This is a genomic window from Pantoea sp. XY16 (assembly GCF_025153065.1).
GTDB classification, from domain to species: domain Bacteria; phylum Pseudomonadota; class Gammaproteobacteria; order Enterobacterales; family Enterobacteriaceae; genus Pantoea; species Pantoea alfalfae.
In genome coordinates this window covers 256,881-283,093 of sequence record NZ_JANZNP010000007.1, presented here as the reverse complement: position 1 = coordinate 283,093, position 26,213 = coordinate 256,881, and the positions used below count along the sequence as shown (strand labels likewise).

Genomic DNA, 26,213 nt, shown 5'->3' with positions numbered 1-26,213 from the left:
GGGGTCAGTCGTGCGCCACCGCGGTTTCAATCGTCATGCGGACATCACTGGTGACCAGGTCAGCCAGGATGTGCCAGGTCGCCAGCGTCTGTGCGACATTGGCATCCCCGCTGTCGCTGATATACCCTTCATCGCGTAGCGTCAGTACCAGCGAGGTAAAGACCGCTTTGTCGAAGAACTCCGGCGCATTGATCCCGTGCAGCACCGACAGACGCTGTGCCAGCGTCCGGCTCTCTTTCTCCAGCGTGCCGCGGTTAATCGTCGGCTTGGCGCTGAGAATGGAGAACGTAATGGCGTAGCGCTGCAGCGTTTCACGCACACCGGCAGCCAGCAGTTGCAGCGTGCGATAGCGCGCTGAGGAAAAGCGCAATTCGCCGGCTTCGAACGTAATCAGGCCCTGACGCGCCAGCTCCTGACTCAGTTCGGTCAACAGTTGCGGCAGCTCATCGGTCTGCCAGCGCAGGAACAGCTCACTCTTCAGCATCGGGTAGATCAGGCTTACCTGACGCAGCAGTTCTGCTTCGCTCAGCGTCTGATGCTGCTGAACAATGGCGGCAATCAGCGACGGCATCACCAGCATGTGATGAATATTGTTGCGATAGTAGGTCATCAGCACCGCCTGCTCACGCGGCAGAATGATGATGTCGCCAATGCTGTCCTTTTCGCTCTCAAACTTATTCATACCCATGGCGTGATCCAGCAGCGCTTCCGCGGAGAGATCGGGTACGGTCGCATTTGGCGAGTAAGGCACGTTGCGCAGCAACTGGGTATAGCACTCCAGTTGTTCAATCAGCTGTTCACGGGTGAGTGAGCGCTGACGCGACGCCAGCAGGGCGGTGACACAGAGGTTCATGGCGTTAGCCGCGCCCGCTTCATTGATACGCACCATCAGGCTGGCAGCAATATCGTTGACGGTTGGGGTTAACCAGCTGGGACGCTGCGGCTCAATCGGATCGATGGCATCGCGCCATTCCGGTACCCGCTTGTTGAGATAGTTGACCAGCGGCAGGGGTTCGCCAAAGTTCACGTAACCCTGACCGAGATTGCGCAGCTTGCGTAAGCCGCGCACCATCTGCATGAAGCCCTCTTTCTCTTTGGCTGCGCCGCGCAGTTCTTTGGCGTACGTACCCACTTCCATCACGTGTTCATAACCGATGTAGATCGGCACCAGCGTGATCGGGCGATTGCCGCCGCGCAGCATCGCCTGCAGCGTCATAGCTAAAGTGCCGGTTTTCGGGTCCAGCAGGCGACCGGTACGAGAACGGCCACCTTCAACAAAGTATTCAACTGAATAACCGCGGGTGAACAGCTCGCCGAGATATTCGCGGAACACCGTGGCGTAGAGCTTGTTGCCTTTAAAGGTACGACGAATAAAGAACGCGCCCAGACGACGGAAAATCGGGCCGGCTGGCCAGAAGTTGAGATTGATACCGGCAGCAATGTGTGGCGGCACCAGGCCCTGATGATAGAGCACATAGGAGAGCAGCAGATAATCCATGTGGCTGCGATGGCACGGCACATAGACAATCTCGTGGCCATCCTGCGCCAGCTGACGAACTTTTTCGCCGCCATTGACGTTGATGCCCTGATAGAGACGACTCCAGAGCCAGCCCATCACGCGGTCGGTGACGCGAATCGCTTCATAAGAGAAGTTGGCGGCAATTTCTTCCATCATCTCAACGGCATTCTGCTGCGCTTTCTCATGGGAGATTTTTTTGCTGCGTGCTTCATCTTCGACGGCTTTTTCAATCGCTTTGGATTGCAGCAGACGGTTGAACAGATCCTGACGCGCCGGTAAACGCGGGCCAATCGCCGCCAGCCGCTGACGGGCAAAATGGATGCGCGCCACGCGAGCCAGCTTCTGGGCGATCGACTTATCCGTACCGTGCTCCGTGGCCATACGGCGCAGTGAGACGGTCGGCGAGAAGCGAACAAAGCTGTCGCGTCCGTGCCAGATTACCGCAAAGAACTTCTGTACACCGTTCAGCACACGCAGGTGTGGCGTGGCTTCGCCCTGGACTTCACGTCCTGGTGCGCGGCCAAACATTACCGTGACCGGCAGCATCTGGATATCGAGCTTAGGATTATTGCGATGCAGATCGAGGTAATCGTGAAAGATTTTCACCGATTCGACGCTGGGCACAAAGTAGGGGAATACGCGCGGGCCATCGTGGATAAATACGTGGCGCGGCAGCAGTGAACCATCAATCTCCAGCGGAGAGAGCGGATCAGGCAGATGATGCCGCAGACACTGCGCGCGTAAAGTCAGTAAGTCGGCCTTCGAATCGTAAGGCAAAACATACATAATAGGTCGGGTCGGATCCAGACCATGTTCAGACACAGGATCGGCCGGAATGGCCTTACTTTTTACCAAAAACGACAGTGGTAAATTAAGCAATTTGTAATAGAGTTTACGCCAACCTGACATAGACAACATGAAGCCTCTTGTTAGCAAAGCGCCGCAAGCATACCAGAAAGTGCAGCGAAGATCTGTGGTGGTGCCAATTGCACGCAGCCCAGACATTGACGTCAATCCGATAAAAGGGTTCCCACATCATGGCAAATAATGCCACCGGACTTATCAGAATAATTAAAGCCGCAGGTTACTCCTGGCAGGGACTGCGTGCCGCCTGGCAACATGAAGCGGCGTTTCGTCAGGAAGCCCTGGCTGCGCTGGTCGCCATTATTATCGCCTGCTGGCTGGATGTCGATGTGGTCTCACGCATCCTGATGATTGGGTCGGTGGTGCTGGTGGTCATTGTCGAAATCCTTAATAGCGCCATTGAATCCGTGGTCGACCGCATCGGTCAGGAGCATCATCCGCTGGCGGGCCGGGCCAAAGATATGGGATCTGCGGCAGTACTGATCAGCATCTTACTGGCACTCTTTGTCTGGATCGCGCTGCTCTGGACACATTTGCGATAAGCGTTCCATATCGCGCCGGAAGCCGCGTTTTGCCTGACAATCGGTTTCCATTTCGCCAATACCTGTATATACTCACAGCGACTGTATAAACAACCAGGGGGCGGGATGAAAGCATTAACCAGCAGGCAGCAGCAGGTCTATGACCTGATTCGCGACCATATTTCTTCAACAGGCATGCCGCCTACGCGCGCAGAGATTGCTGCACAACTGGGCTTCCGCTCACCGAATGCGGCAGAAGAGCACCTGAAAGCGCTGGCGCGTAAAGGCGTCATTGAGATCGTTTCCGGTGCATCGCGCGGCATTCGCCTGCTAATGGAAGAAGAAGCCTCAGAAGGCATACCGTTGATTGGCCGGGTTGCTGCCGGTGAGCCAATCATGGCGCAGGAACATATCGAAACCCACTATAAAGTGGATCCGGGCCTGTTTAAGCCCTCTGCCGACTTCCTGCTGCGCGTCAGCGGAATGTCGATGAAAGATATCGGGATTATGGATGGCGACCTGCTCGCGGTACATAAAACCCAGGATGTGCGCAATGGCCAGGTTGTCGTTGCCCGCATTGATGATGAAGTCACCGTTAAGCGCTGGAAAAAGCAGGGTGCTATCGTGCATCTGCTGCCTGAAAACAGCGATTTCGACCCGATTGTTGTCGATACCCGTGCACAGTCTCTGACCATTGAAGGTCTGGCGGTTGGCGTGGTGCGTAACGGCGAGTGGCTCTGATTCTGAGGGCTGCGTGCATTCGCTTTCTCTGATGCTATTCTGTCTGCCCTAATTTTGTCGCTGCCTGTTTTGCGCAGCGACACTGAGCACGGAACGGCGAATGCGCTTTATCACGGCAACGGATAAAAATCTCTGGCGGCTTGCGCTGCCGATGATCCTTTCAAATATCACCGTTCCCTTACTGGGCGTGGTCGATACTGCAGTTATTGGTCATCTCGACAGCCCTGTCTATCTTGGCGGGGTTGCGGTCGGGACCACTGTGACCAGTTTCCTCTTTATGCTGCTGCTTTTTCTTCGAATGAGTACGACTGGCCTGACGGCGCAGGCGTTTGGTGCCGGTGATAAAATGGCGCTGGCACGTGCGCTGACCCAGCCGCTGATGATTGCGCTGCTGGCAGGTGTACTGTTCATCGCTTTACGTTATCCGATTATTCAGCTGGCGACCCATCTGGTTGGCGGTAATCCCGCGGTACTGGAACAGGCGGCGCTGTTTATTCAGATTCGCTGGCTCAGTGCACCCGCCACGCTGGCAAACCTGGTCATTCTGGGCTGGCTGCTGGGCGTGCAGTATGCGCGCGCGCCAGTGATCCTGCTGGTGGTAGGCAATCTGGTTAACATCGGGCTCGATCTCTGGCTGGTGATGGGACTGCACTGGGGTGTCGCGGGGGCGGCAACCGCCACGGCGCTGGCGGAGTACATCACGCTGGGTGTCGGCGGTATCATGGTCTGGCGAGTCCTGAAGCTGCGCGGTATTACGTTAAGCCTGCTGAAGCAGAGCTGGCGCGGTGACAGCGGCCGGCTGCTGCGGCTGAACCGGGACATCATGCTGCGCTCATTGATGCTGCAACTCTGTTTCGCCTCGCTGACCGTGCTGGGCGCGCGGCTGGGCCCGGATGTGGTGGCGGTTAACGCGGTATTGCTGATGTTCATTACGTTCACGGCCTATGCGCTGGATGGCTTTGCCTACGCAGTTGAAGCTTTTGCCGGCGAGGCCCATGGTGCAAAAGATGGCGGCAAACTGCTGCGTGTCTGGCACTCTGCCTGTCGGCAGGCGGTGGTGGTAGCGCTGTTCTTTTCCCTGACCTATGCCATTGCTGGCCCGCAGATTGTTACCCTGTTGACCTCTCTTCCTTCGCTGCAACAAAGTGCTGACCGCTATCTGGTCTGGCAGATCGTTATGCCGCTGATCGGCGTCTGGTGTTATCTGCTGGATGGGATGTTCATCGGCGCAACACGCGGACGTGAGATGCGTAACAGCATGGTGGTGGCAGCAGCAGGCTACTTTCTGATGCTGCTCAGCGTACCGGCGCTGGGTAATCACGGACTGTGGCTGGCGGTAACGGTTTTCCTGGCGCTGCGCGGCCTGTCGCTGTGGCTCATCTGGCGTAAGCACTGGCGTCAGAACAGCTGGTTTGATGCCTGAGTCAGTCGTGGCTGCACGCAAGCCGATACAGATTATTCTGTATTATTCCAAGGTTAATAAATTGGCTACTATAATTAACTCTATGCAGCGCAGTTAACCAGCGCTTTATATCGTTATTTTGTTAAGTAACAAGATAATCATTAAACCCCGAGGATTGGAGGTCTGCCATGAATAAAGATGAAGCCAGCGGCAACTGGAAGCAGTTCAAAGGCAAAATGAAAGAGAAATGGGGCAAGCTGACCGATGACGACATGCAGGTTATCGAAGGTAAACGCGATCAGCTGGTCGGCAAAATCCAGGAACGTTATGGCTATGCGAAAGATGAAGCAGAGCGTGAAGTAACCGACTGGGAAGGTCAGAACAAAGATCACCGCTGGTAATCTGATACCAGGCTGATAATCAGCTAAAAGCTTTCCGGCGCGCCCGCCCCGGAACGGCACAGGGACGGAACAGCACAAGGATGTGCAGATTACCCGCGTTTGCCCCGCTTTTTACCCTCATCCTGATGGTCATGCTCGCAGCTTTCATGGTGCGTACAGGCTTCGACCGCAGCACAATTTTTACATAAACCATGCGCTTCAATCACGCTATGACGTAAAGCGAACTGTGCTTCACCCGCCAGCGTTGCGATAATCTTCTCCACGCCCTGCGCCTGTTTCTCCGTTACCGCAGCACAGCGGTCACAGACCAGCATCACCGATGTATGTGCCGGTGCCTCAAAATGGTGGCACATGACGTAGCTGTTGTTGGATTCCACCCGATGAATGAAACCCTGCTCCAGCAGGAAATCCAGCGCACGATAGACCGTGGGCGGCTTAGCCTGTGGTTCGCTGATGCGGAGCTGATCCAGCAGATCGTAAGCGCTGATCGAGCCAGGCTGTTCGGCCATCAGGCGCAACACCTCAGCACGCTGCGAAGTCAGACGTACACCGCGCTGCAGGCATATCTTTTCAGCCTGAATCAAAATTTGCTGCGACGTCATGTTTGTCATGAAAAATTCTCCGCTGGATAAGTGATGTTATTTTATCACACATAGTTTTTCGGCGCTGATGTTCGTTTTCGCCTGGTAAAACAGCATTATTTGCCTGATAAAGCAGCATTTTAAGCATTTCAGCCGCTATCTATCTCAAATCTGACGAGAAATCAGATCCATTTTCAATCGACCTGAAGCGGAATTTGTTGGTATTTTGCTTTGCATCTCACTGAGTTAAGAAGTAATGTTCAGAAAGACTTAAGGAAAGTCTGGCATTATTTGAAATACCCCGACGCAGTTTGAACAATTACAACGGTTTTTTGATTGGAAAACGTCCAATCCTTTGAATTAAGACACTGTTTCCTTTGAATTCACAGCAATAACGCGTTAGCCAGGGTTCACAATAGGGCTAACAAACTATTCAGTCGTTGAATGTTTCAATGACAATTTCTCAGGTGATGGCAGGCAAATGGTGAAAAAATCCGCTCAACGTTCAGCGCTGAAGTATTCCGCTGCAGCGACCGCGCTTTTCCTTTCTTCTTCCGCCATGGCGGCAGGGACCTGGTATGATGCACGTAATGACGCCATGGGCGGGACCGGCGTAGCATCTTCTGTTTATGGCTCAGCAGTGCTGGCGAACCCGGCATTAATGACGCGTGCTAAATCTGACGATAACGTCAGCATTATTTTCCCTTCAGCGGGAATTCAGGTGACTGACAAAGATAAGCTGATCGATAAAGTCGATGATATTACGGACACCGTAGATCGCTATCGTGACGTGATTGGTAATCTGACTTTTGCAGATTATCTGCGTGGCTACCCTGAACTGCGTGCTGCCTCCGGCGATGTTGCTGACAAGCTCAGCGATTTGCGCGGTAACAAAGCTCACGGCAGTGCAGGCGTGGCCGTGGCCGTCACGATCCCCAATGAGACTCTGCCTTTTGCGTTTATTACCAAAGCCTACGGTACGGCGCACGTCCGTGCCAACGTGGTCCAGGGTGATATCGACTACCTGCGCGGTGTCGCTAACGGAACGGTGCTGCCACGTCCGGGCGATCAAAATAACCTTCGTTCCAGTGCGAATGGCTTAGCGGCACTGACCATTGATTATGGTGTGGCGGTGGCGCATGAGTTCACTATCGCCGGTCAGCCGGTCTCAGTGGGCGTGACGCCGAAAGTGCAGAAAACCTCGCTCTATAACTATACTGCCAGCATCTATAACTATGACAAGAACGACATCAACAATAGCCAGTATCGCAGCACCGACACCGGCTTTAACGTTGATGCCGGTCTGGCAACCACCTTTGCTGAAAACTGGACGCTGGGTGTGACCGGACAGAACCTGGTTTCGCGTGATCTGCAGACCAAAGAGGTCAACGGGTTCCGTGATACCTACCAGATTCGCCCGCTGGTCACCACCGGCCTGTCCTGGGATAAAGGTCCGTTTACCGTGACCGGCGATGTGGATCTGACGGAAACCAAACGCTTCAAAACGCAGGATAACAGCCAGTATGCGGCAGTGGGCGCGGAATACCGCGTGCTTGACTGGCTGCAGCTGCGTGCCGGTTATCGTGCGGACATGCGGTCTAACGACGAAAATGTTGCCACCGCAGGTTTTGGTCTGTCACCGTTTAACAAAGCTGTCCATCTGGATCTGGCCGGCTCTGTGGGGGCTAACAATACCTGGGGCGCGATGATGCAGCTGGGCTTTAACTTCTAAGCACGTTATTCAGGCTGTTCGGGGGCGGGCGATGCACTATCGCCCGCCCTTGTGTTATCCTTGCACAGAATTCCATCACCCTTAATTACCGGATTGTCTGCGCTTCATGCCTAATTTCTCTTCGCAACGTTTCTCTATCGCCCCCATGCTCGACTGGACCGATCGCCACTGTCGCTATTTTCATCGTCAGCTGACCGGCGACACGCTGCTCTACACCGAAATGGTGACCACGGGCGCGATCATTCATGGCAAAGGGGATTACCTGGCTTACAGCGAGGCGGAACATCCGGTCGCGTTGCAGCTTGGCGGTAGCGATCCGGCGGCGCTGGCGCAGTGTGCGAAGCTGGCAGAGCAGCGTGGCTACGATGAAGTGAACCTGAATGTCGGCTGTCCTTCGGATCGGGTTCAGAATGGCCGATTCGGTGCCTGCCTGATGGCCGAGGCGAATCTGGTCGCGGATGCGATTAAAGCGATGCGCGACGTGGTATCGATTCCGGTGACGGTGAAAACCCGCATCGGGATTGATGAGCTGGACAGCTATGAATTCCTGACCGACTTTATCGGCACGGTGGCCGGTCGCGGTGAATGCGAGACATTTATTATCCATGCGCGCAAAGCCTGGCTCTCTGGCCTCAGCCCCAAAGAGAATCGCGAAATTCCACCGCTGGATTATCCCCGCGTCTGGCAGCTGAAACGCGATTTTCCGCATCTGACGATCGCGCTCAATGGTGGTGTGAAAACGCTGGAAGAGGCACTGGCTCATCTGCAGCACCTTGACGGCGTAATGATGGGACGTGAGGCCTATCAAAACCCCGGCATTCTGGCGCAGGTCGATCAGACGCTGTTTGGTCGTCAGCATCCGGCGGCTAACCCGGTGGACGTAGTGCGCGCTATGTATCCCTATATTGAAGCGGAGCTGGCGAAGGGCACGTATCTGGGACACGTCACACGCCATATGCTGGGATTATTCCAGGGAATTCCGGGCGCTCGCCAGTGGCGACGTCACCTGAGTGAAAACGCCCACAAGCCGGGCGCTGATGTTCGCGTACTGGAAGCGGCGCTGGCGCTGGTTGCGGATAAGGTCCCGCAGGAAGTCTGATGTCTGCCCTGAACAGGAAAGCCAGCTTTTAAAGCTGGTTTTTTTTACGCCATAATGTGGTTTTTATCACCAGGTTACGACACTTTTTTAATCCTTATTAGCGTTAAATCAATAAGTTATCGGTTGGCACGTTTCTTGTAATAGTTATAACAATCAATCTCAAAAAGGAGCGCTGACGTGGAAATTTTATTCGTATTGGGTTTTTTCCTGATGCTATTACTGACCGGCGTTTCACTGCTGGGCGTGCTGGCGGCACTGGTGGTCGCAACCATCGTGATGTTTGTCGGTGGACTGTTTGCAATTGTTATTAAAGTGTTGCCGTGGCTGGTGCTGGCGGTGATTGCTGTGTGGCTGCATCGTGCCCTTTTTGGCGACAGCGAGGCGCGAGCGCGCCGTAAGCTGAGGCGTAAGATCAGCAGGTTAGACCGCAAAGGCTGGCGCTAAATGCGGTAGCGATCACAGTGTGAAAGATTGCTCGGCACTGATCTGCAATTAAACATATTTTTTACTTATGTTTTCTGGCAGGATGCCTGTCGTCAAATCGATGTGCCATCGACTCGACACGAATTCATCGCCGCTGTCCCTACACCAGCGCGAACAAAAAATAAAAAAAAGAAGAGGGCTTCCCAGGGGAAGCCCTTTTTGTTGCTTACCGGGCGCTGACTGTTACGGAATTAACAGACAGGATCCCTGCGTGGCCCGGCTCTCCAGCATCTGGTGCGCCTTACTGGCCTCTTTCAATGCAAACTTCTGCTGCTCTGGTACATCAATCTTAATGGCGCCGCTCGCCAGCAGCGAGAACAGCTCGGCACTGGCGGTTTCCAGCTCCTGCCGATTGGTGATATAACCAAACAGTGAAGGGCGGGTCACAAAGAGCGAGCCTTTCTTATTCAGAATGCCCAGATCAATCCCGGTCACCGGACCCGACGCATTACCAAAACTGACCATCAGACCGTGACGACGCAGCGAGTCCAGCGACGCTTCCCAGGTGTCTTTGCCCACCGAGTCATACACGACGCCCACTTTTTTTCCGTCGGTCAGTTCGCTGACGCGCTGTGCAATATTCTCTTCGCGGTAGTTAATGGTCGCCCAGGCACCGGCGTTCTTCGCCATCGTGGCTTTTTCTTCGGAACCCACCGTACCGATTAAATGTGCACCCAGCGCTTTTGCCCACTGGCAAGCGATAAGCCCGACGCCGCCCGCGGCCGCATGAAACAGAAAGGTCTCACCGGCGCTGATTTTATAGGTCTGGCGCAGCAGATATTGCGTGGTCAGCCCTTTCAGGTAGCTGGCTGCGCCCTGCTCAAAGCCGATCGCCTCCGGGAGATGCATCAGGCGATCTTCCGCCACGTTATGCACTTCGCTATAGGCCCCCATCGACGCCAGACAGTAGACCACGCGATCGCCGGGCTTAAATAATGTCACGCCACGTCCAACCCGCGACACGACGCCCGCGGCTTCCGTTCCCAGGCCAGAAGGAAAAGCGGTAACCGGATAGAGCCCGCTGCGAACATAGGTATCGATGTAATTAATCCCGATAGCGCGATGCTCTACCTGCACGTCATGTTCAGCCGGGTCAGCGGGTTCAAAATCTGTCCACTCTAAGACGTCCGGGCCGCCATGCGCGCTGAACTGAATACGCTTTGCCATTCTGACTCCTGTGATTGTTTCATCATGAGGGTGAGGCGCGCACCTCAACTAAGGTATACTTGCGCGTCCCCACAGAAGATCGGTAATGCATTCACTATGGCAGGAAATAAACCCACCAACAAATCGAACGAAACGCAGGATCGCCAGCTCGCAGGCGTGAAAATGCCCCCGCATTCTCTGGAAGCGGAGCAGTCGGTGCTCGGTGGGTTAATGCTGGATAACGAGCGCTGGGATAACGTCTCTGAGCGCGTCGTCGCGAATGATTTTTTCAACCGCTCGCATCGGCTGATTTTTTCCGAGATGCAGCGGCTGCTTGAAAACAGCAAACCTATCGACCTGATTACGCTCTCTGAATCGCTGGAAACCCGGGGCGAACTGGAGATGGCAGGCGGCTTCGCCTATCTGGCTGAACTGGCGAAAAATACACCGAGTGCGGCGAATATCGGTGCTTATGCCGACATCGTGCGTGAACGTGCGGTGGTGCGTGAGATGATCGCCGTCGCCAACCAGATTGCCGATGCCGGTTACGATCCGCAGGGACGTAACAGCGAGGAGCTGCTCGACTTCGCAGAGTCGAACGTCTTTAAAATCGCGGAAGCGCGCGCAGATAAAGATGCTGGCCCGAAAAACATTGAGCAGATTCTGGAATCGACCGTCTCCCGTATCGAATCGCTCTATCAGACCCCGCACGATGGCGTCACCGGCGTCGATACCGGCTATCAGGATCTGAATAAAAAGACCGCGGGCCTGCAGGGTTCTGACCTGATTATTGTCGCCGCACGTCCGTCAATGGGTAAAACCACCTTCGCGATGAACCTGTGCGAAAACGCCGCCATGCTGCAGGAGAAGCCGGTGCTGATCTTCAGTCTGGAGATGCCCAGCGAGCAGATCATGATGCGTATGCTTGCGTCACTTTCCCGCGTCGATCAGACGCGCATCCGAACGGGACAGCTGGATGATGAAGACTGGGCGCGTATCTCCGGCACCATGGGCATCCTGCTGGAGAAGAAGAACATGTACATCGATGACTCTTCTGGCCTGACGCCTACCGAAGTGCGCTCGCGCGCCCGACGTATCTACCGTGAAAACGGTGGCTTAAGTATGATCATGATCGACTATTTGCAGCTGATGCGCGTACCGTCATTGTCGGACAACCGTACGCTGGAGATTGCGGAGATCTCCCGCTCGCTGAAAGCGCTGGCGAAAGAGCTGAATGTGCCGGTGGTGGCGCTGTCGCAGCTTAACCGCTCACTGGAGCAGCGTGCTGACAAGCGTCCGGTCAACTCGGATCTGCGTGAATCGGGTTCGATCGAGCAGGATGCGGATTTGATCATGTTTATCTATCGGGATGAGGTTTACCACGAAAACAGCGATCTCAAAGGAATCGCGGAGATCATCCTGGGTAAACAGCGTAATGGCCCCATCGGTACAGTGCGCCTGACCTTTAACGGTCAGTGGTCGCGCTTTGATAACTACGCGGGTCCGCAATACGACGACGAATAATCCCGCTTTGTGCTGTCATGCACGATCTGTGCATGACAGCCCCCATCATCATAAAATAGTGTTGGACAACCTCTCGGGTTATCGGGTTATCTGTAACAAAGCGACGCCTGGCACCGATGTGGAAACGGAATGACTCACGTAGACGATTACGACCTTAAAATCCTGACTTTATTACAAGCTAACGGCCGTCTGACCAATCAGGAACTCAGCGATCTGGTCGGCCTTTCTGCCTCACAATGTTCGCGCCGCCGTATTAATCTGGAACAGGCTAACCTCATCCTGGGTTATCACGCCCGGCTGTCACCCGATGCCATCGGGCTTGGCATGGTGGGATTGATTGAGGTGCGCTTAATCAACCACACCGCTGAATATGTTGAGAGCTTTCACCGGATGGTGGAGCAGGAGCAGGCGATCGTGGATGCCTATAAAACCACGGGCGATGCAGACTATCTGCTCAAAGTGGCAGTAGCCGATCTTAATTCCCTCAGTGCGTTAATCAGCCAGTTAGTCGCGGGCCACCAGAGCGTTTCCCATGTGAAAACCTCAGTGGTGCTGGGAAGAATGAAAGAGAACGGGCTGATGATGCTGCCTGAGCAAAAGACGCGCTAAAAGGGTGCGCGCTGTGCGGTTTTGGTGCACACTTGCGGTAATAAATGCAATTAACGCGCATCAAAACGGAGCCAGACGCATAGATTGACGGTATCAGTCTAAATCTATGCATAAAGTTATGTTTAAAGCGCCTTAGATATCAACGGGATATCGCTGGCATCCGCTTTACAGCTGTTCAGTGCTGTGACGATGGTGCGTTTTTTGCATCGGAACCGCATCATTTGCACTGAGAAAACCCCCATGGATAACATCGCAGAACCTACCCGCGTCCCGCATTCGCGCATTGAAGATGCGCTGGCGATGGTGCTCGGCACTCTAATGGTCTCGTTCGGCGTCATTATGCTAAAACAGGCCGGTGCGCTGACGGGCAGCACCGCAGGTATCGCTTTTCTGATTAGCTATCTCTCGCCGCTCTCATTCGGCAGCGCATTCTTCCTGATCAACATCCCTTTCTACTGGCTGGCGGTAAAACGCATGGGCTGGGAATTTACCCTGAAAACCTTCTGCGCCGTCGGGCTGGTGTCGCTGTTCACTCAACTGCACCCGCTGTTCGTCCACTTTTCTGACCTTAATCCCTTCTATGGGACACTGTTCGGTAACGTCATCATGGGAATCGGGTTTATAGTGTTATTTCGTCATAAGGCGAGCCTGGGCGGCATCAATATTCTGGCGCTGTGGCTACAGGATCGCTTTGGGATCCGCGCGGGTAAACTGCAGATGGCAGTCGATACCTGCGTCGTGCTGGCGTCACTGTTTGTGGTGAGTGGCCCCATCCTGCTCGCGTCGATTGCGGGTGCGGTGATCCTGAACCTGATTATTGCAATGAACCACCGTCCGGGACGCTATCGGGTTTAATCCGCCGCTTACCTCTGGACCAATCATGGAGACCTACACCGTGTTTCAAAACGTTGATGCCTATGCGGGCGATCCGATTCTGTCGTTGATGGAAGCGTTCAAACAAGACCCACGTGAACACAAAGTTAACCTGAGCATCGGGCTCTATTACGACGAACAGAACATCATCCCGCAGCTGAAGGCTGTAGCGGCTGCTGAAGAGCAGCTTTATGCTGAGCCGCATCAGGCATCGCTCTATCTGCCAATGGAAGGGCTGAACAGCTACCGCAGTGCGATTGCACCGCTGCTGTTTGGTGCCGATCATCCGGTGTTAAAGGCGGGCCGTATTGCGTCGATTCAGACTCTTGGCGGTTCTGGCGCGTTGAAAGTGGGTGCGGATTTCCTTAAGCGCTACTTCCCGCAGTCTGCCGTCTGGGTCAGCGATCCGACCTGGGAAAACCACGTCGCGATTTTTAATGGCGCAGGTTTTGACGTCAATACCTATCCCTGGTATGACGCAGAAACTCACGGTGTGCGGTTTGATGCCTTTATCAGCACCCTGAAAACCCTGCCTGCGCAGAGCATCGTGTTGCTGCATCCCTGCTGTCATAACCCGACCGGCGCTGACCTGACGGATGCGCAGTGGGATCAGACCGTTGAGGTGCTGAAAGCACAGCAGCTGATTCCTTTCCTGGATATCGCCTATCAGGGCTTTGGTGCCGGTATGGAGCAGGATGCGTATGCACTGCGCGCGGTCGCGGCGGCGGGTCTGCCTGCGCTGGTCAGCAACTCCTTCTCCAAAATCTTCTCGCTCTATGGCGAGCGCGTAGGCGGTCTCTCTATCGTGTGCGACAGTGCCGAAGAGTCAGCACGTGTGCTGGGCCAGTTAAAAGCAACCGTTCGCCGTAACTACTCCAGCCCGCCGAATTTCGGTGCGCAGGTTGTCGCACGCGTCCTCAACGACGAGGCGCTGAAGGCCAGCTGGCTGGCTGAAGTGGAGGCGATGCGTCTGCGCATTCTCGCGATGCGCCAGTCGCTGGTGGACGTACTGAGCACCGCGCTGCCAGGTAAAAACTTCGACTATCTGCTGAAGCAGCGTGGCATGTTCAGTTATACCGGTCTGAGTGCGCAGCAGGTTGATCGCCTGCGTAACGAATTTGGCATCTATCTGGTGGGCAGCGGTCGCATGTGTGTGGCCGGTCTGAACAGCAAAAATGTGCATCAGGTAGCGGAAGCGTTTGCCGCCGTGATGTAACAGCAGCCAGGTTGTAAACAAGACCGCCAGCGTTTTCTCTGGCGGTTTTTTTATGGGTCAGGGTTTACCTTTCGGCGACATGCTGCACACTTAAATGGGATAACCGTTTCAGGAATAAGCTATGTGGCATCAACAAACTATTACGCTGAGCGCGAAGTCGCGTGGGTTTCATCTGGTCACCGATGAGATCGTCAACTCGCTCTCCGGACTGCGTGATATCAAAACCGGTCTGCTGCATCTGCTGTTGCAGCACACTTCGGCGTCGTTAACCTTAAATGAGAATTGCGACCCGACGGTGCGCAGCGACATGGAGCAGCATTTCATGCGGTACGTGCCCGAGAATGCGCCTTATCAGCACGATTACGAAGGGCGTGATGATATGCCGGCGCACATCAAATCGTCGATCTTAGGGGTTTCGTTGTTATTACCGGTTCAGCGGGGACGTCTGGTGCTGGGCACCTGGCAGGGGATCTGGCTGGGCGAGCATCGCATTGAGGGCGGTGCCAGGCGGATTGTCGCCACGTTACAAGGGGAATCGTAATGAATAACTCAGATTTACTGACCTATTGCATGAGCAAGCCGGGCGCGGAGCAGAGCGTCCACAGTGACTGGAAAGCCACGCAGATTAAAAGCAACGGCGTGCTGTTTGCGATGGTACATGAGGCGAAAGGGCGGCCCGCGGTCTCGCTGAAATCGACGCCTGCGCTGGCCGAATTACTGCGCGAAGAGCACAGCGATATTATTCCCAGCGAGCATCTGAATAAGTCTCACTGGAGCACGCTGTTCCTCGACGGTTCGCTGAAAGATTCGCAGATCTACTATCTGGTCGATGCCTCATACCAGCAGGCGGCTACCCGTTAAACGGCAATAAAAAACCCTCTTACCTGAGCAAGAGGGTTTCAGATCAAGCAGCTTACGCGGCAGACTGAGCGCGCAGCGTGTTGATATCGATAACAAAGCGATACTTCACATCGCTTTTGAGCATGCGCTCATAGGCTTCGTTGATCTGGTCCATCGCGATCAGCTCAATGTCTGACGTAATCCCGTGCTCGCCACAGAAATCGAGCATCTCCTGGGTTTCCGCGATGCCGCCAATCAGTGAACCGGCGATGCTGCGACGTTTGAAGATCAGGTTAAAGACCTGCGGTGCCGGATGGTCGTGCTCCGGTGCACCGACCAGCGTCATGTTGCCATCCAGTTTCAGCAGGGTGATGAACGGGTTGAGATCGTGCTGAGCCGCCACGGTGTTCAGGATGAAGTCAAAGCTGTTCGCGTGCTGCGCCATCTGCTCCGGATCTTTGGAGATCACGACTTCATCGGCACCCAGACGTTTGCCATCTTCAATTTTGGATGGCGAGGTGGTGAACAGCACCACATGCGCGCCCATGGCATGCGCAATCTTCACGCCCATATGGCCCAGGCCGCCTAAGCCTACGATACCCACTTTCTTGCCAGGACCGACATTCCAGTGACGCAGCGGCGAATAGGTGGTGATACCGGCACACAGCAGCGGTGCAACGCCCGCCAGCTCCAGGTTCTCCGGAATCCGCAGCACAAAGCTCTCATCAACCACCATCGACGTTGAGTAACCGCCGTAGGTAATAGCGCCGGTTTCGCGATCTTCGCCGTTATAGGTGCCCACAAAGCCGTTTTCGCAATACTGCTCCAGACCCTGCTGACAGCTTGGACAGCTGCGGCAGGAATCAACCATGCAGCCGACGCCAACCAGATCGCCGACTTTGTATTTCTGCGTCTGTGGACCAACAGCAGTCACGCGACCCACAATTTCATGTCCCGGAACCACGGGGAAAATGGTGTTTTTCCACTCATTACGGGCCTGATGCAGGTCTGAGTGGCAAACGCCACAGAACAGCACCTCAAGCTGAACGTCATGGGCGCGCAGCTCACGCGGCTTAAAATCGAACGGTGCCAGTTTGGATTTTGCATCCTGAGCAGCATACGCATGCGTAATATTCATGGTGTCTCCAGTTTCGATGTGTCGTGAGTGTTTTATGATGATGTGCAGCAGCGTGGATGTGCTGCGAAAACAGGGCGACGCCAGGGGCGTGCCAAAGAGGAACCGTTTAAGGATAGTCAGCGTAGTGAGAAGCGTATATGCCTATACATGTCTGAATCTTGCCTGATTCTGCATTTTTCTGGCTGAATCGGCAGGGGTAAAAAAAGGCCCGCACGCGGCGGGCCTGAAAGAATTACTTCTGTAACAGGGGCTTCAGGAAGCGCGCGGTGTGGGATTTCTCACACTCCGCCACGGTTTCTGGCGTACCAGCAACCAGGATTTCACCGCCGCCGCTGCCGCCTTCCGGACCGAGATCGACAATCCAGTCTGCGGTTTTGACCACATCAAGGTTGTGCTCAATTACCACGATGGTGTTGCCCTGATCGCGCAACTTATGCAGCACTTCCAGCAGCTGCTGGATATCGGCAAAGTGCAGGCCGGTGGTCGGCTCATCCAGAATGTAGAGCGTCTGACCCGTGCCACGCTTCGACAGCTCACGCGCCAGCTTCACACGCTGGGCTTCACCGCCGGACAGGGTGGTGGCGGACTGACCGAGGCGGATGTAGGTGAGACCTACATCGATCAGCGTCTGCAGCTTACGCGCCAGCGCTGGTACGGCATCGAAGAACTCACGGGCCTCTTCGATGGTCATCTCCAGCACTTCGTGGATGCTCTTGCCTTTGTACTTCACTTCCAGCGTTTCACGGTTATAGCGTTTGCCTTTGCACTGGTCACACGGCACATAAATGTCCGGCAGAAAGTGCATCTCGACTTTCAACACGCCATCGCCCTGACAGGCTTCACAGCGTCCGCCCCGCACGTTGAAGCTGAAGCGACCCGGATTGTAACCGCGCGAACGCGCTTCCGGCACGCCCGCAAAGAGTTCACGCACCGGGGTAAAGATACCGGTGTAGGTGGCCGGGTTGGAGCGCGGTGTACGACCAATCGGGCTCTGATCGATGTCGATCACTTTGTCGAAGTGCTCCAGGCCTGCCACGTCACGGTAAGGTGCCGGTTCGGCGATGGTCGCACCGTTCAGCGCCCGCTGAGCAATCGGGAACAGCGTATCGTTGATCAGGGTCGATTTACCTGAACCGGACACACCGGTAATACAGGTGAACAGTCCGACCGGCAGCGTCAGCGTGACATCCTTAAGGTTGTTGCCGCGTGCGCCGGTAATCTTCAGCACTTTGGCCGGATCGCCTTTGACGCGCTCCTCTGGCACCACAATGCCACGCTTGCCGCTCAGGAACTGGCCGGTCAGGGATTCTTCCTGCGCCATAATCTGATCAACGGTGCCTTCCGCGACGACCTGGCCGCCGTGTACGCCTGCACCCGGACCGATGTCGATCACATGGTCTGCGGCACGAATCGCATCTTCATCATGCTCAACCACGATCACGGTGTTACCGAGGTCGCGCAGATGAATCAGGGTGCCGAGCAGCCGTTCGTTGTCACGCTGGTGCAGGCCAATAGAAGGCTCATCCAGCACATACATCACACCGACCAGACCCGCACCGATCTGGCTGGCCAGACGGATACGCTGTGCTTCACCCCCGGACAGGGTCTCAGCGGAACGTGACATTGAGAGATAGTTCAGGCCGACGTTGACCAGGAAGCTCAGGCGATCGCCAATCTCTTTCAAAATTTTCTCGGCAATCTGCGCGCGCTGGCCGCTGAGTTTCATGTTTTCAAAGAAGGACATCGCATGACCGATGCTCATCTCAGAGATAGTCGGCAGCGTGGTGTTCTCCACGAAGACGTGGCGCGCTTCACGACGCAGACGGGTGCCTTCACAGCTGGCACAGGCGCGGTTGCTGATAAACTTCGCCAGCTCTTCGCGAACCGCAGAGGATTCCGTCTCTTTATAGCGGCGTTCCATGTTATTGAGCACGCCTTCAAACGGATGACGGCGAACCGAGGTATCGCCGCGATCGTTGATGTACTTAAATTCGATGCTCTCTTTGCCTGACCCATACAGAATCACCTTCTGCACGTTGTCTGGCAGGCTGCCGAATGACGCTTCGATATCAAAATCGAGGTGTTCCGCCAGCGAACGCAGCATCTGGAAATAGTAAAAGTTACGGCGATCCCAGCCGCGGATAGCACCGCCCGCCAGCGAAAGTTCAGGATTCTGCACGACGCGGTCAGGATCAAAATATTGCTGTACGCCCAGGCCGTCACAGGTTGGACAGGCGCCCGCCGGGTTGTTAAACGAGAACAGACGCGGTTCCAGCTCACTCATGCTGTAACCGCAGATGGGGCAGGCGAAGTTAGCCGAGAAGAGCAGCTCTTCTGCGTCGCTGTCATCCATGTCCGCCACGATAGCCGTGCCGCCGGAAAGTTCCAGCGTGGTTTCAAACGACTCCGCCAGACGGGTTGCCAGGTCTTCACGCACTTTAAAGCGGTCAATCACCACTTCAATGGTGTGCTTCTTTTGCAGCTCAAGCTTTGGCGGATCGGAGAGGTCACACACTTCGCCATCAATACGCGCACGGATATAACCTTGCGTTGCCAGATTCTCCAGCGTTTTGGTGTGCTCACCCTTACGATCTTTCACTACCGGGGCCAGCAGCATCAGGCGACGACCTTCCGGCTGCGAGAGCACCTGATCCACCATCTGACTCACGGTCTGCGCCGCCAGCGGCACATCATGATCCGGACAACGCGGTTCGCCTACGCGGGCAAACAGCAGACGCAGATAATCGTGAATCTCAGTGATGGTTCCCACGGTCGAACGTGGGTTATGCGAGGTGGATTTCTGCTCAATGGAAATGGCGGGCGACAAACCTTCGATATGATCGACGTCCGGCTTCTCCATTAACGAAAGAAACTGGCGCGCATACGCAGAGAGCGACTCCACATAGCGGCGCTGACCTTCCGCATACAGCGTATCAAACGCCAGTGAGGATTTACCGGACCCTGACAGGCCGGTTACCACAATGAGTTTGTCGCGTGGGATGGTCAGGTTGATGTTTTTCAAATTATGGGTGCGGGCACCACGAACTTCGATCTTATCCATTCACCTTTCCCGGATTAGCTGCACTCACCGTGCCTTGCCGACACGGCCAGAATAAACGTGTCATTATGGCACAAAAAATAGACTGAATATATATCCAGTACTCTCAGGCCTGGAAGCGGAGAGGGATTAAAACTGGAACCCCGCTCGAAAGTGGGAAACAGTCCGCAGGACGTGTTAGAATTGATAGATTAGACTGTATGCATTAACTCATCGGGAGACAGCAACATGGCCAGTCGTGGCGTTAACAAAGTGATTCTTGTCGGGAATCTGGGTCAGGATCCGGAAGTACGTTACATGCCAAATGGTGGCGCGGTTGCCAACATTACGCTGGCTACGTCGGAAAGCTGGCGCGACAAGCAGACCGGTGAAAACAAAGAGATCACTGAATGGCACCGTGTGGTGCTGTTTGGCAAACTGGCTGAAGTCGCAGGCGAATACCTGAAAAAAGGGTCGCAGGTCTACATCGAAGGTCAGCTGCGTACCCGTAAATGGCAGGATCAGGGCGGCCAGGAACGTTACACCACCGAAGTCGTGGTCAACGTTGGCGGCACTATGCAGATGCTGGGTGGCCGTCAGCAGGGCGGCAACGCGGGTGCACCAGCAGGTGGCGGCGCGCAGGGCGGTGGCAACAACAATGGTTGGGGTCAGCCGCAGCAGCCGCAGGGTAACAACAATCAGTTCAGTGGTGGCGCGCAGTCCCGTCCACAGCAGCCACAGAGCGCGCCGGCCAGCAGCAACAACGAACCACCAATGGATTTCGACGACGATATTCCATTCTGATTCTGTTGGTCAGAGAGTGTAAAAAAGCCCGCTTATGCGGGCTTTTTTATGTGCGGCTTTCGCAGGCGGTTACGACCATTCCGCCACAATCTCGTCTGTGCGCAGCACACGCGGCACGTTGCCGGGAATCGACAATGAGGACCAGACCTCATTGTGCTGGTTTATCAACGCTTCAGCGCTGACCCAGTGACGATCGGCGGTGGTGTGCGCATCCGCAGCAACCGTAATGGCATAACCTGCACTGGCACCCACTTTTATGGTGGTATCCAGACAGTAGTCAGTGGCACAACCGCACACCACAAACTCTTCCACCGCCAGCTTCTTTAACAGTGCGGCCAGCTCAGTCTGCCAGAAGCTGTCGCAAGCGGTTTTTGTCACGTAATATGCGCCAGCAGGCTGAATCAGTTCCGGCAGCAGATTAAAAGCTTCATTTCCCTCGCACATCGCGCCTTCGCGGTGCTGGATAAAAATGGTGATATCGGCGCGTTCAGTCAGTCGGTTAATCTGCGCCACCCGACCCGCCTGGTCGAAGCGCGGCGAGATGAAGACCCCATTCTGCATATCGATAATCACTGCCACACGCTGTGCCATGCTTAACCCCATCCGTCTGAAAAAAGCAGTGTTACCCGCGGCGTTGCAGATAGCAATCTTTTGCATTTTAGCCCCGGTCGCAGGCATGCTTAGCAGACTGGTTAAATAAGGAGAGAGAAGTGGACGGTGTTCCGGCAAGTTTCCCCTGTGAGAAAGATCGCGCCCGGTTCCGGCAACTCGCAGAGCTGCCGGGTGTGGAACTCTATCAGGCCCACATCTCCCGCTATGCCTTTGAACCTCATACCCATGAAGCCTTTGGGATCGGCACCATTGAAGCGGGCGCACAGCGCTTTCGCTATCGCGGCACCGAATATACTGCGCCGGAGAACTCACTGGTCATGATGAACCCGGATGAGCTGCACACGGGTGAGTCAGCGTGCGAAGAGGGCTGGCGCTATCAGATGATCTACATTCAGCCGCAGCTGATGGATGAACTGACCGGCGACCGCGGCTGGTGGTTTAACGAGGCGCTGCTGACCGATCCGCGCGTGGCGCAGCCGCTCTCCCGCACGCTTGCCGCACTCTGGCAGGCAGAGTCTGAACTGGCGCGCCAGAGCCTGATTGCTGAGCTGCTGCTGCAAATCCGTCCGCTGGCGCGTATGTCCTCACAGCGCAGACCCGATGCCCGGCATCGTTTTGATCAGGTCAGAGATTTTTTGCGCGCAAACCTTGCAGAACCGGTGCGGCTGGAGGAGCTGGCCGCGCTGGCTTCACTGTCGCCGTGGCACTTCTTACGTGCTTTTCGGCAGCACTATCACGTTACGCCGCATCAGATGCTGATGGCTTTCCGGCTCTATGACGCCAAGCAAAGGCTGGCGCAAGGTGAGGCGGCCGCTAGCGTCGCGGCGGCGGTTGGATTGACCGATCAGGCTCATCTCACCCGCGCCTTTGCTCACCGTTATGGCATTACGCCGGGCCGCTATCAAAAGCAGGTTCGCCAGCCCTGATAACACCGCAATCTGCTACAAGCATTTCCCGCCGGAACCCGCCACACTCTGCCAAAAGTCTGTATAAGGAAGAAATCATGTTTGCGGGAATTATGTTTGCCGTCACCGCCGGGTTGCTGTGGGGGCTGATCTTTGTCGGGCCGCTGCTGGTGCCGGACTATCCTGGCGCCCTGCAATCGGCGGGACGTTACGTGGCGTTTGGGCTGATTGCGCTGCCGCTGGCCTGGCACAGCCGTCGTCGGCTGCGTCAGCTGTCACGCGCTGACTGGCTTGAGGCCGTGAAGCTCTCGCTGGTGGGAAACCTCTTCTACTATGCGTTTCTGGCGAACGCCATTCAGCGTACCGGCGGGCCGGTCTCCACCATGATTATCGGCACGCTGCCGGTGGTGATCGCCGTCACGGCTAACCTCTGTTATGGCCATCTTGAAGGACGGCTGCCGTGGCGGCGGCTGTTCCCGGCACTGGTCATGATGGCGGCTGGCTTGCTCTGCGTGAACGCAGCGGAGCTGCAGAGCCAGGGCGCCACGCTGGATCTCAGTCGTTATCTGACCGGTATCGTGCTGGCACTGCTGGCGGTAATCTGCTGGACCTGGTATCCGCTGCGTAATGCCCGCTGGCTGCGCACGCATCCTGAACTGCGCCCCTCAACCTGGGCTACCGCGCAGGGGCTGGTGACGCTGCCGATGGCACTGATCCTGTACGCGCTGGTCAGCGTTCAGCTCGCCTGGCAGCAGCCCGATTTTTCGCTGCCGTTCGGGCCGCGTCCCACGGTATTCATCGCATTGATGCTGACGATTGGCCTGCTCTGCTCCTGGCTTGGCACCTTATGCTGGAATGCTGCCAGCCAGCGTCTGCCCACCGTACTGATGGGGCCGCTGATCGTTTTCGAGATACTCTTTGGCCTGTTATGGACTTTTCTCTGGTATCAACGCTGGCCGCCGCAGCTCACCCTGACAGGCATTGTTTGTCTGATGGCGGGTGTGATCTGGGCAATGCGCATCAAACCGCACCCGCAGGTAGTTACGATTAAAGAGTAAACCGTAAAACTCACCTGAATGCCTTTACCGCGCGGACAACACACCGCGCGGCTTTTTAAGATTAAACCCTATCCTGATTTGCTCGCTCTTCGGCAGATTTATACCGCGAAATCGATTTCATGGTTCCGCACTGTTGTCCGGTATTCTCCGATAACCTCATTCATCCTTCCTTTGTCAGTAAAAAAACGGTCCTTTCTGGCACCTGAAAGTTGTCTGTTTCAGCTCTGGCAACCTTTCACTGGTCAGATATCGGTCATTAATCAGGAAAAATAGCGCAGCATTATGGACGTTACGCTTTTATCCGCTGCTGTTTATTGCGTTAGGGTCCTGAGAAAAGGGGACTAAAAACCACCATTAACTTCACTCAGTGATAAATGAGTAAGAGAATTCCGCCGCTGCGTTATTAATTAAAGATTAATCTCTGGCATCAATGATGTGCAATGAAGAGAGTGAAAAGATAGACCCATAACGTTAGTGATAAGGAGCAATAAACTATTTAACCCGGATTAATCCTGGAGAAAGTTAATGCAATAAAGCCATCATCGGGAATTAAAGCGCAACCGCAAAATTTGAGTCAGGGCCACCATTAACTCAAATGTACGGTGATTATTGTTTGTGCGATGTTTAAAGCGGCTTAATGGTGTTGAGAGGATTTAGTTCCGACGATTAGCAGGGCTAAACTAAAAAAGGGAAGGCCCAATCCCGCATAAAGGGGATTGGGAGGGGAAGATAAGGCGTGGAATGCGAGACTTTTGCTGTTGTGAATCAATTTTACCGCAAAAAAAGAAGCTTAGCTGTGAAGCCATTCATTAGTTATAAATGGAGCGGAAAAGGGGGCCGCAATTGTCCTGTTAAATGATCTTCATCTCTTCTGGTAAGAACAAATCTCAGCGTTAAGTCTAAAAAGCGCGGTAGCATTAGGTTTAGCGATTCTCCGTGCCTGACGGATAGTGGTATACGCTGCGGCTGATATCTAATAAGCGGCAGCTGCGACGGGTGCCAATGTCAAAGGTGGTCTGCAGGAAATCTACAGCCTGTCGTTTTTCATTAGTCGTAAAGAAGTGCTTCAGAACGCTCTGCAGCATCTCTTTGTCCGAGTTGAGCGTCTGCAGTTCACGTGTGACATTCTGCAGTTTTTCTTCCAGCTCCTTGATTTTTCTGCCTTCTTCCGAAGACAACCCAGAAAACTTCTTTTTCCAGCTATAGAACGTGGCTTCAGAGATGCCTAACTCTTCACAAATCTCTCTGACTTTCACGCCCGATTCAGAAGCTTTAATGGCATTTGTGATTTGATCTTCGCTGTATCGTGACTTTCTCATAAATGCTCTTACCTTTCTTATCGATTAATGGATGAGAATGACTTTAATAATTTCTGGCACTGTAAGATTTTATTAAGGCAGTATTAAAGTGCGCGAATTGAATTGCGAAGCCTAAATTAAGATATTTAGAAGAAATATCATCATGGGATAAATCTTATTTTATTCTTATCCGGGGAGCGTGCCTTCCTGGAAGCGGGTTTTTGTTATAAATTCATCGCATCCAAAATACGAAAAAATTCTACGTACACTGGATATTTAGCTACGCCGACTTGATTAATATGCCGGTATAGCTCTTTAAGGTTGTTTTATTTTCAGCCTGAAATCGTTTCCATTTGAAGTGATTCGCGCCATTTATAATAAGAATTATCCTGAATTCACTCTCCGGATCATGATTTACATCTCAATTTTCGGACCAGCTTGGTCTGAAGTCATACATTTTCGCCAGGCCCACTGAGCGCTTATTAATTCGTTACAGGGATGTTGTACCGAAGCGGTTGTAGTTGAGTAATACTAAGGAAGAGTCGATGAAATTGAGCGTAATGTCTAATGCCGCCTGGATGATGTCTGAGAAGATCATCTCCGTTTTTGGCGTCATTTTTGTGACGTCTTACGTGGCTAAATCCTTTGGTCCAACGGTGTTTGGCCAGATGGCGTTTTCTACTTCACTTTTTGCAATGGTGCAAACCGTCGCAATCTTTGGCACCGAAACTATTCTGTTTAAGCGCGTCAGCAAAAATGCGTCGAAAGGTCTTCGACTGATGACCATCGCCCGTACGCTGCGCATGGTGCTATTGCTGGTCACTTCGGTGCCAGTCTTAATTTGGGTCTGGTACAACATGCAGGAAAACTTCCTGGCGTTTGCACTGGCCTCATTTGTTGCCTCGGTTTTTGTCACCCAGGACACCTTCAGCGTTTATAACAACGCGCGTCTTGCCTCGCGTCTTAACACTATCGCTAACGCTGTGGGCATGCTGCTGAGTTTCGGCATCAGCTTTACCGTGGCCTGGCTGCGTCTTAATCCGCTCTGGCTGACGCTGTCGATTGTTGCCGTGACACTGGTGCCTTACCTGATCAAGCGTCACAACTTCTATCAGGACCACCAGGATCAGATGCCACCGCGCGAAAAGCGCACCGCCTATCTGCGCTATCTGATGTATGCCGGTCTGCCGCTGGCGATCTCCAGCATCTTTATCTCGGTGCAGGTCAAAGCGGCGCAGATGTTTCTGGCAGGCACGGCGCCTGCGCGCGACCTCGGTCTCTTTGCGGCGGCGAATACTATTTCCGCCTCCTGGATTTTTATCCCGGTTGCGCTTATCACCTCCTGCTTCACTGAAATCTTCAGGGAGCGCGGCGAGGTCGCCATTAAGCTGGCTGCCCGGCTCAATGGCTACGTTATGGCGGTTTCATTGCTGATGCTGCTTGTCATTTCGCTTTACGGCGAGCAAATCATCATCGCGTTGTACGGACCGGAATACACACAGTCAGGAAGTCTCATTACGTTGCTGTCGATAGCGACCAGCTTTTCGGCAATGGGGACCGTAGCGTATCGCTACATGGTCAAAGAGGGAGGATTTAACTACTTGCTGAGGAAAATCATCTGCCTGATGGTCATCAGTCTGCCGCTCTCCTGGTGGTTGATCCAGGGTCACGGCATCATGGGGGCCGCGTGGAGCGTTTTCCTTTCAGAACTTTTGTCCCTGACCGTAATGAATTACTTCTTTAAAAACGGCGTCATTCAAAAGATTCAGGTTTCCTCACTCAACTACAAAACATACAAATGAGGTCAGAT

Annotated in this window: 24 protein-coding genes; 17 read left to right on the top strand and 7 right to left on the bottom strand. The window is 54.3% G+C overall.

The genetic code is table 11. The annotated features are described in order from the left end of the window. Positions 1 to 4 precede the first annotated feature (4 nt). Entirely contained in the window at positions 5 to 2,428 is a 2,424-nt protein-coding gene (gene plsB, locus N1689_RS13125; protein WP_161733614.1) for a glycerol-3-phosphate 1-O-acyltransferase PlsB, read from the bottom strand. 128 nt (positions 2,429 to 2,556) lie between these two features. Between plsB and N1689_RS13120 the strand changes: the two genes are divergently transcribed. The 4 genes from N1689_RS13120 to N1689_RS13105 all read left to right on the top strand — a co-directional run bounded on the left by N1689_RS13120 (position 2,557) and on the right by N1689_RS13105 (position 5,448). Next, positions 2,557 to 2,925, top strand: coding sequence for a diacylglycerol kinase (locus tag N1689_RS13120; RefSeq protein ID WP_161733515.1), 369 nt, complete (start codon positions 2,557 to 2,559; stop codon positions 2,923 to 2,925). 105 nt (positions 2,926 to 3,030) lie between these two features. After that, on the top strand, positions 3,031 to 3,645 hold the full coding sequence (gene lexA, locus N1689_RS13115) for a transcriptional repressor LexA (protein ID WP_013359774.1): 615 nt from the start codon (positions 3,031 to 3,033) through the stop codon (positions 3,643 to 3,645). Between the two features lie 100 nt (positions 3,646 to 3,745). Beyond that, the gene (gene dinF, locus N1689_RS13110; protein WP_161733517.1) at positions 3,746 to 5,068 is read left to right on the top strand and encodes an MATE family efflux transporter DinF; all 1,323 of its coding nucleotides are present in this window, start codon (positions 3,746 to 3,748) and stop codon (positions 5,066 to 5,068) included. A 167-nt stretch (positions 5,069 to 5,235) separates the two neighbouring features. Continuing rightward, positions 5,236 to 5,448 carry a CsbD family protein gene (locus N1689_RS13105; RefSeq protein WP_013359776.1) on the top strand — a complete coding sequence of 71 codons (213 nt, stop codon included), beginning with the start codon at positions 5,236 to 5,238 and terminating at the stop codon, positions 5,446 to 5,448. 89 nt (positions 5,449 to 5,537) lie between these two features. Here N1689_RS13105 and zur read toward each other — a convergent pair whose 3' ends face one another. Continuing rightward, on the bottom strand, positions 5,538 to 6,059 hold the full coding sequence (zur, locus tag N1689_RS13100; RefSeq protein ID WP_161733519.1) for a zinc uptake transcriptional repressor Zur: 522 nt from the start codon (positions 6,057 to 6,059) through the stop codon (positions 5,538 to 5,540). A 451-nt stretch (positions 6,060 to 6,510) separates the two neighbouring features. On the opposite strand from zur, the gene N1689_RS13095 reads away from it, so the two are divergent. From N1689_RS13095 to pspG, 3 genes are all read left to right on the top strand, one after another. Next, entirely contained in the window at positions 6,511 to 7,761 is a 1,251-nt protein-coding gene (locus N1689_RS13095; protein WP_161733521.1) for a conjugal transfer protein TraF, read from the top strand. 106 nt (positions 7,762 to 7,867) lie between these two features. Then, positions 7,868 to 8,860: a tRNA dihydrouridine(20/20a) synthase DusA gene (dusA, locus tag N1689_RS13090; protein ID WP_161733523.1), complete on the top strand. Its 993-nt coding sequence runs from the start codon at positions 7,868 to 7,870 to the stop codon at positions 8,858 to 8,860. Between the two features lie 177 nt (positions 8,861 to 9,037). Next, entirely contained in the window at positions 9,038 to 9,304 is a 267-nt protein-coding gene (gene pspG, locus N1689_RS13085; protein ID WP_161733525.1) for an envelope stress response protein PspG, read from the top strand. A gap of 222 nt (positions 9,305 to 9,526) precedes the next feature. Here pspG and N1689_RS13080 read toward each other — a convergent pair whose 3' ends face one another. Beyond that, positions 9,527 to 10,510 carry a quinone oxidoreductase gene (locus N1689_RS13080; RefSeq protein WP_161733527.1) on the bottom strand — a complete coding sequence of 328 codons (984 nt, stop codon included), beginning with the start codon at positions 10,508 to 10,510 and terminating at the stop codon, positions 9,527 to 9,529. Positions 10,511 to 10,606: 96 nt separating this feature from the next. Between N1689_RS13080 and dnaB the strand changes: the two genes are divergently transcribed. From dnaB to N1689_RS13050, 6 genes are all read left to right on the top strand, one after another. After that, a complete protein-coding gene (gene dnaB, locus N1689_RS13075; RefSeq protein ID WP_010252197.1) occupies positions 10,607 to 12,013 on the top strand; it encodes a replicative DNA helicase in 1,407 nt (468 codons plus the stop codon). 129 nt (positions 12,014 to 12,142) lie between these two features. Further along, positions 12,143 to 12,622 carry an Lrp/AsnC family transcriptional regulator gene (locus N1689_RS13070; RefSeq protein WP_161733529.1) on the top strand — a complete coding sequence of 160 codons (480 nt, stop codon included), beginning with the start codon at positions 12,143 to 12,145 and terminating at the stop codon, positions 12,620 to 12,622. Positions 12,623 to 12,862: 240 nt separating this feature from the next. Beyond that, positions 12,863 to 13,477, top strand: coding sequence for a YitT family protein (locus N1689_RS13065; RefSeq protein WP_260059108.1), 615 nt, complete (start codon positions 12,863 to 12,865; stop codon positions 13,475 to 13,477). Positions 13,478 to 13,517: 40 nt separating this feature from the next. Beyond that, on the top strand, positions 13,518 to 14,711 hold the full coding sequence (locus N1689_RS13060) for an amino acid aminotransferase (protein ID WP_161733616.1): 1,194 nt from the start codon (positions 13,518 to 13,520) through the stop codon (positions 14,709 to 14,711). A 121-nt stretch (positions 14,712 to 14,832) separates the two neighbouring features. After that, positions 14,833 to 15,252 carry a secondary thiamine-phosphate synthase enzyme YjbQ gene (locus N1689_RS13055; protein WP_161733533.1) on the top strand — a complete coding sequence of 140 codons (420 nt, stop codon included), beginning with the start codon at positions 14,833 to 14,835 and terminating at the stop codon, positions 15,250 to 15,252. Next, positions 15,252 to 15,572, top strand: a complete 321-nt coding sequence (locus tag N1689_RS13050) for an MmcQ/YjbR family DNA-binding protein (RefSeq protein ID WP_161733535.1) — start codon at positions 15,252 to 15,254, stop codon at positions 15,570 to 15,572. The genes N1689_RS13055 and N1689_RS13050 overlap by 1 nt, the downstream gene beginning before the upstream one ends. 52 nt (positions 15,573 to 15,624) lie before the next feature. On the opposite strand, the gene N1689_RS13045 is transcribed toward N1689_RS13050, so the two are convergent. Continuing rightward, on the bottom strand, positions 15,625 to 16,689 hold the full coding sequence (locus N1689_RS13045) for an NAD(P)-dependent alcohol dehydrogenase (RefSeq protein WP_161733537.1): 1,065 nt from the start codon (positions 16,687 to 16,689) through the stop codon (positions 15,625 to 15,627). A 232-nt stretch (positions 16,690 to 16,921) separates the two neighbouring features. Continuing rightward, entirely contained in the window at positions 16,922 to 19,750 is a 2,829-nt protein-coding gene (gene uvrA / locus N1689_RS13040) for an excinuclease ABC subunit UvrA (RefSeq protein ID WP_161733539.1), read from the bottom strand. 225 nt (positions 19,751 to 19,975) lie between these two features. Here uvrA and ssb1 point away from each other — a divergent pair, with 225 nt between their 5' ends. Continuing rightward, positions 19,976 to 20,530, top strand: a complete 555-nt coding sequence (ssb1, locus tag N1689_RS13035; RefSeq protein ID WP_161733541.1) for a single-stranded DNA-binding protein SSB1 — start codon at positions 19,976 to 19,978, stop codon at positions 20,528 to 20,530. A gap of 69 nt (positions 20,531 to 20,599) precedes the next feature. On the opposite strand, the gene N1689_RS13030 is transcribed toward ssb1, so the two are convergent. After that, the gene (locus tag N1689_RS13030) at positions 20,600 to 21,121 is read right to left on the bottom strand and encodes an isochorismatase family protein (protein ID WP_260059107.1); all 522 of its coding nucleotides are present in this window, start codon (positions 21,119 to 21,121) and stop codon (positions 20,600 to 20,602) included. Between the two features lie 119 nt (positions 21,122 to 21,240). Between N1689_RS13030 and N1689_RS13025 the strand changes: the two genes are divergently transcribed. After that, positions 21,241 to 22,068 carry an AraC family transcriptional regulator gene (locus N1689_RS13025; protein ID WP_260059106.1) on the top strand — a complete coding sequence of 276 codons (828 nt, stop codon included), beginning with the start codon at positions 21,241 to 21,243 and terminating at the stop codon, positions 22,066 to 22,068. Between the two features lie 77 nt (positions 22,069 to 22,145). Beyond that, positions 22,146 to 23,105, top strand: a complete 960-nt coding sequence (locus tag N1689_RS13020) for a DMT family transporter (protein ID WP_161733548.1) — start codon at positions 22,146 to 22,148, stop codon at positions 23,103 to 23,105. A 923-nt stretch (positions 23,106 to 24,028) separates the two neighbouring features. On the opposite strand, the gene N1689_RS13015 is transcribed toward N1689_RS13020, so the two are convergent. Next, on the bottom strand, positions 24,029 to 24,424 hold the full coding sequence (locus N1689_RS13015) for a transposase (RefSeq protein WP_013359793.1): 396 nt from the start codon (positions 24,422 to 24,424) through the stop codon (positions 24,029 to 24,031). Positions 24,425 to 24,948: 524 nt separating this feature from the next. Between N1689_RS13015 and N1689_RS13010 the strand changes: the two genes are divergently transcribed. Further along, complete coding sequence (locus N1689_RS13010) at positions 24,949 to 26,205, top strand: oligosaccharide flippase family protein (RefSeq protein ID WP_013359794.1); 1,257 nt, start codon at positions 24,949 to 24,951, stop codon at positions 26,203 to 26,205. Positions 26,206 to 26,213 lie beyond the last annotated feature (8 nt).

Excerpts from the sequence above, each read along its gene's own strand:
- plsB (WP_161733614.1), bottom strand. The coding sequence starts at position 2,428 with ATGTCAGGTTGGCGTAAACTCTATTACAAATTGCTTAATTTACCACTG.
- zur (WP_161733519.1), bottom strand. The coding sequence starts at position 6,059 with ATGACAAACATGACGTCGCAGCAAATTTTGATTCAGGCTGAAAAGATA.
- N1689_RS13015 (WP_013359793.1), bottom strand. The coding sequence starts at position 24,424 with ATGAGAAAGTCACGATACAGCGAAGATCAAATCACAAATGCCATTAAA.
- N1689_RS13065 (WP_260059108.1), top strand. The coding sequence starts at position 12,863 with ATGGATAACATCGCAGAACCTACCCGCGTCCCGCATTCGCGCATTGAA.
- N1689_RS13010 (WP_013359794.1), top strand. The coding sequence starts at position 24,949 with ATGAAATTGAGCGTAATGTCTAATGCCGCCTGGATGATGTCTGAGAAG.
- N1689_RS13020 (WP_161733548.1), top strand. The coding sequence starts at position 22,146 with ATGTTTGCGGGAATTATGTTTGCCGTCACCGCCGGGTTGCTGTGGGGG.
- N1689_RS13120 (WP_161733515.1), top strand. The coding sequence starts at position 2,557 with ATGGCAAATAATGCCACCGGACTTATCAGAATAATTAAAGCCGCAGGT.
- dusA (WP_161733523.1), top strand. The coding sequence starts at position 7,868 with ATGCCTAATTTCTCTTCGCAACGTTTCTCTATCGCCCCCATGCTCGAC.
- dinF (WP_161733517.1), top strand. The coding sequence starts at position 3,746 with ATGCGCTTTATCACGGCAACGGATAAAAATCTCTGGCGGCTTGCGCTG.
- dnaB (WP_010252197.1), top strand. The coding sequence starts at position 10,607 with ATGGCAGGAAATAAACCCACCAACAAATCGAACGAAACGCAGGATCGC.
- N1689_RS13070 (WP_161733529.1), top strand. The coding sequence starts at position 12,143 with ATGACTCACGTAGACGATTACGACCTTAAAATCCTGACTTTATTACAA.
- N1689_RS13030 (WP_260059107.1), bottom strand. The coding sequence starts at position 21,121 with ATGGCACAGCGTGTGGCAGTGATTATCGATATGCAGAATGGGGTCTTC.
- uvrA (WP_161733539.1), bottom strand. The coding sequence starts at position 19,750 with ATGGATAAGATCGAAGTTCGTGGTGCCCGCACCCATAATTTGAAAAAC.
- lexA (WP_013359774.1), top strand. The coding sequence starts at position 3,031 with ATGAAAGCATTAACCAGCAGGCAGCAGCAGGTCTATGACCTGATTCGC.
- N1689_RS13045 (WP_161733537.1), bottom strand. The coding sequence starts at position 16,689 with ATGAATATTACGCATGCGTATGCTGCTCAGGATGCAAAATCCAAACTG.
- N1689_RS13105 (WP_013359776.1), top strand. The coding sequence starts at position 5,236 with ATGAATAAAGATGAAGCCAGCGGCAACTGGAAGCAGTTCAAAGGCAAA.
- N1689_RS13080 (WP_161733527.1), bottom strand. The coding sequence starts at position 10,510 with ATGGCAAAGCGTATTCAGTTCAGCGCGCATGGCGGCCCGGACGTCTTA.
- N1689_RS13050 (WP_161733535.1), top strand. The coding sequence starts at position 15,252 with ATGAATAACTCAGATTTACTGACCTATTGCATGAGCAAGCCGGGCGCG.
- ssb1 (WP_161733541.1), top strand. The coding sequence starts at position 19,976 with ATGGCCAGTCGTGGCGTTAACAAAGTGATTCTTGTCGGGAATCTGGGT.
- N1689_RS13095 (WP_161733521.1), top strand. The coding sequence starts at position 6,511 with ATGGTGAAAAAATCCGCTCAACGTTCAGCGCTGAAGTATTCCGCTGCA.
- N1689_RS13055 (WP_161733533.1), top strand. The coding sequence starts at position 14,833 with ATGTGGCATCAACAAACTATTACGCTGAGCGCGAAGTCGCGTGGGTTT.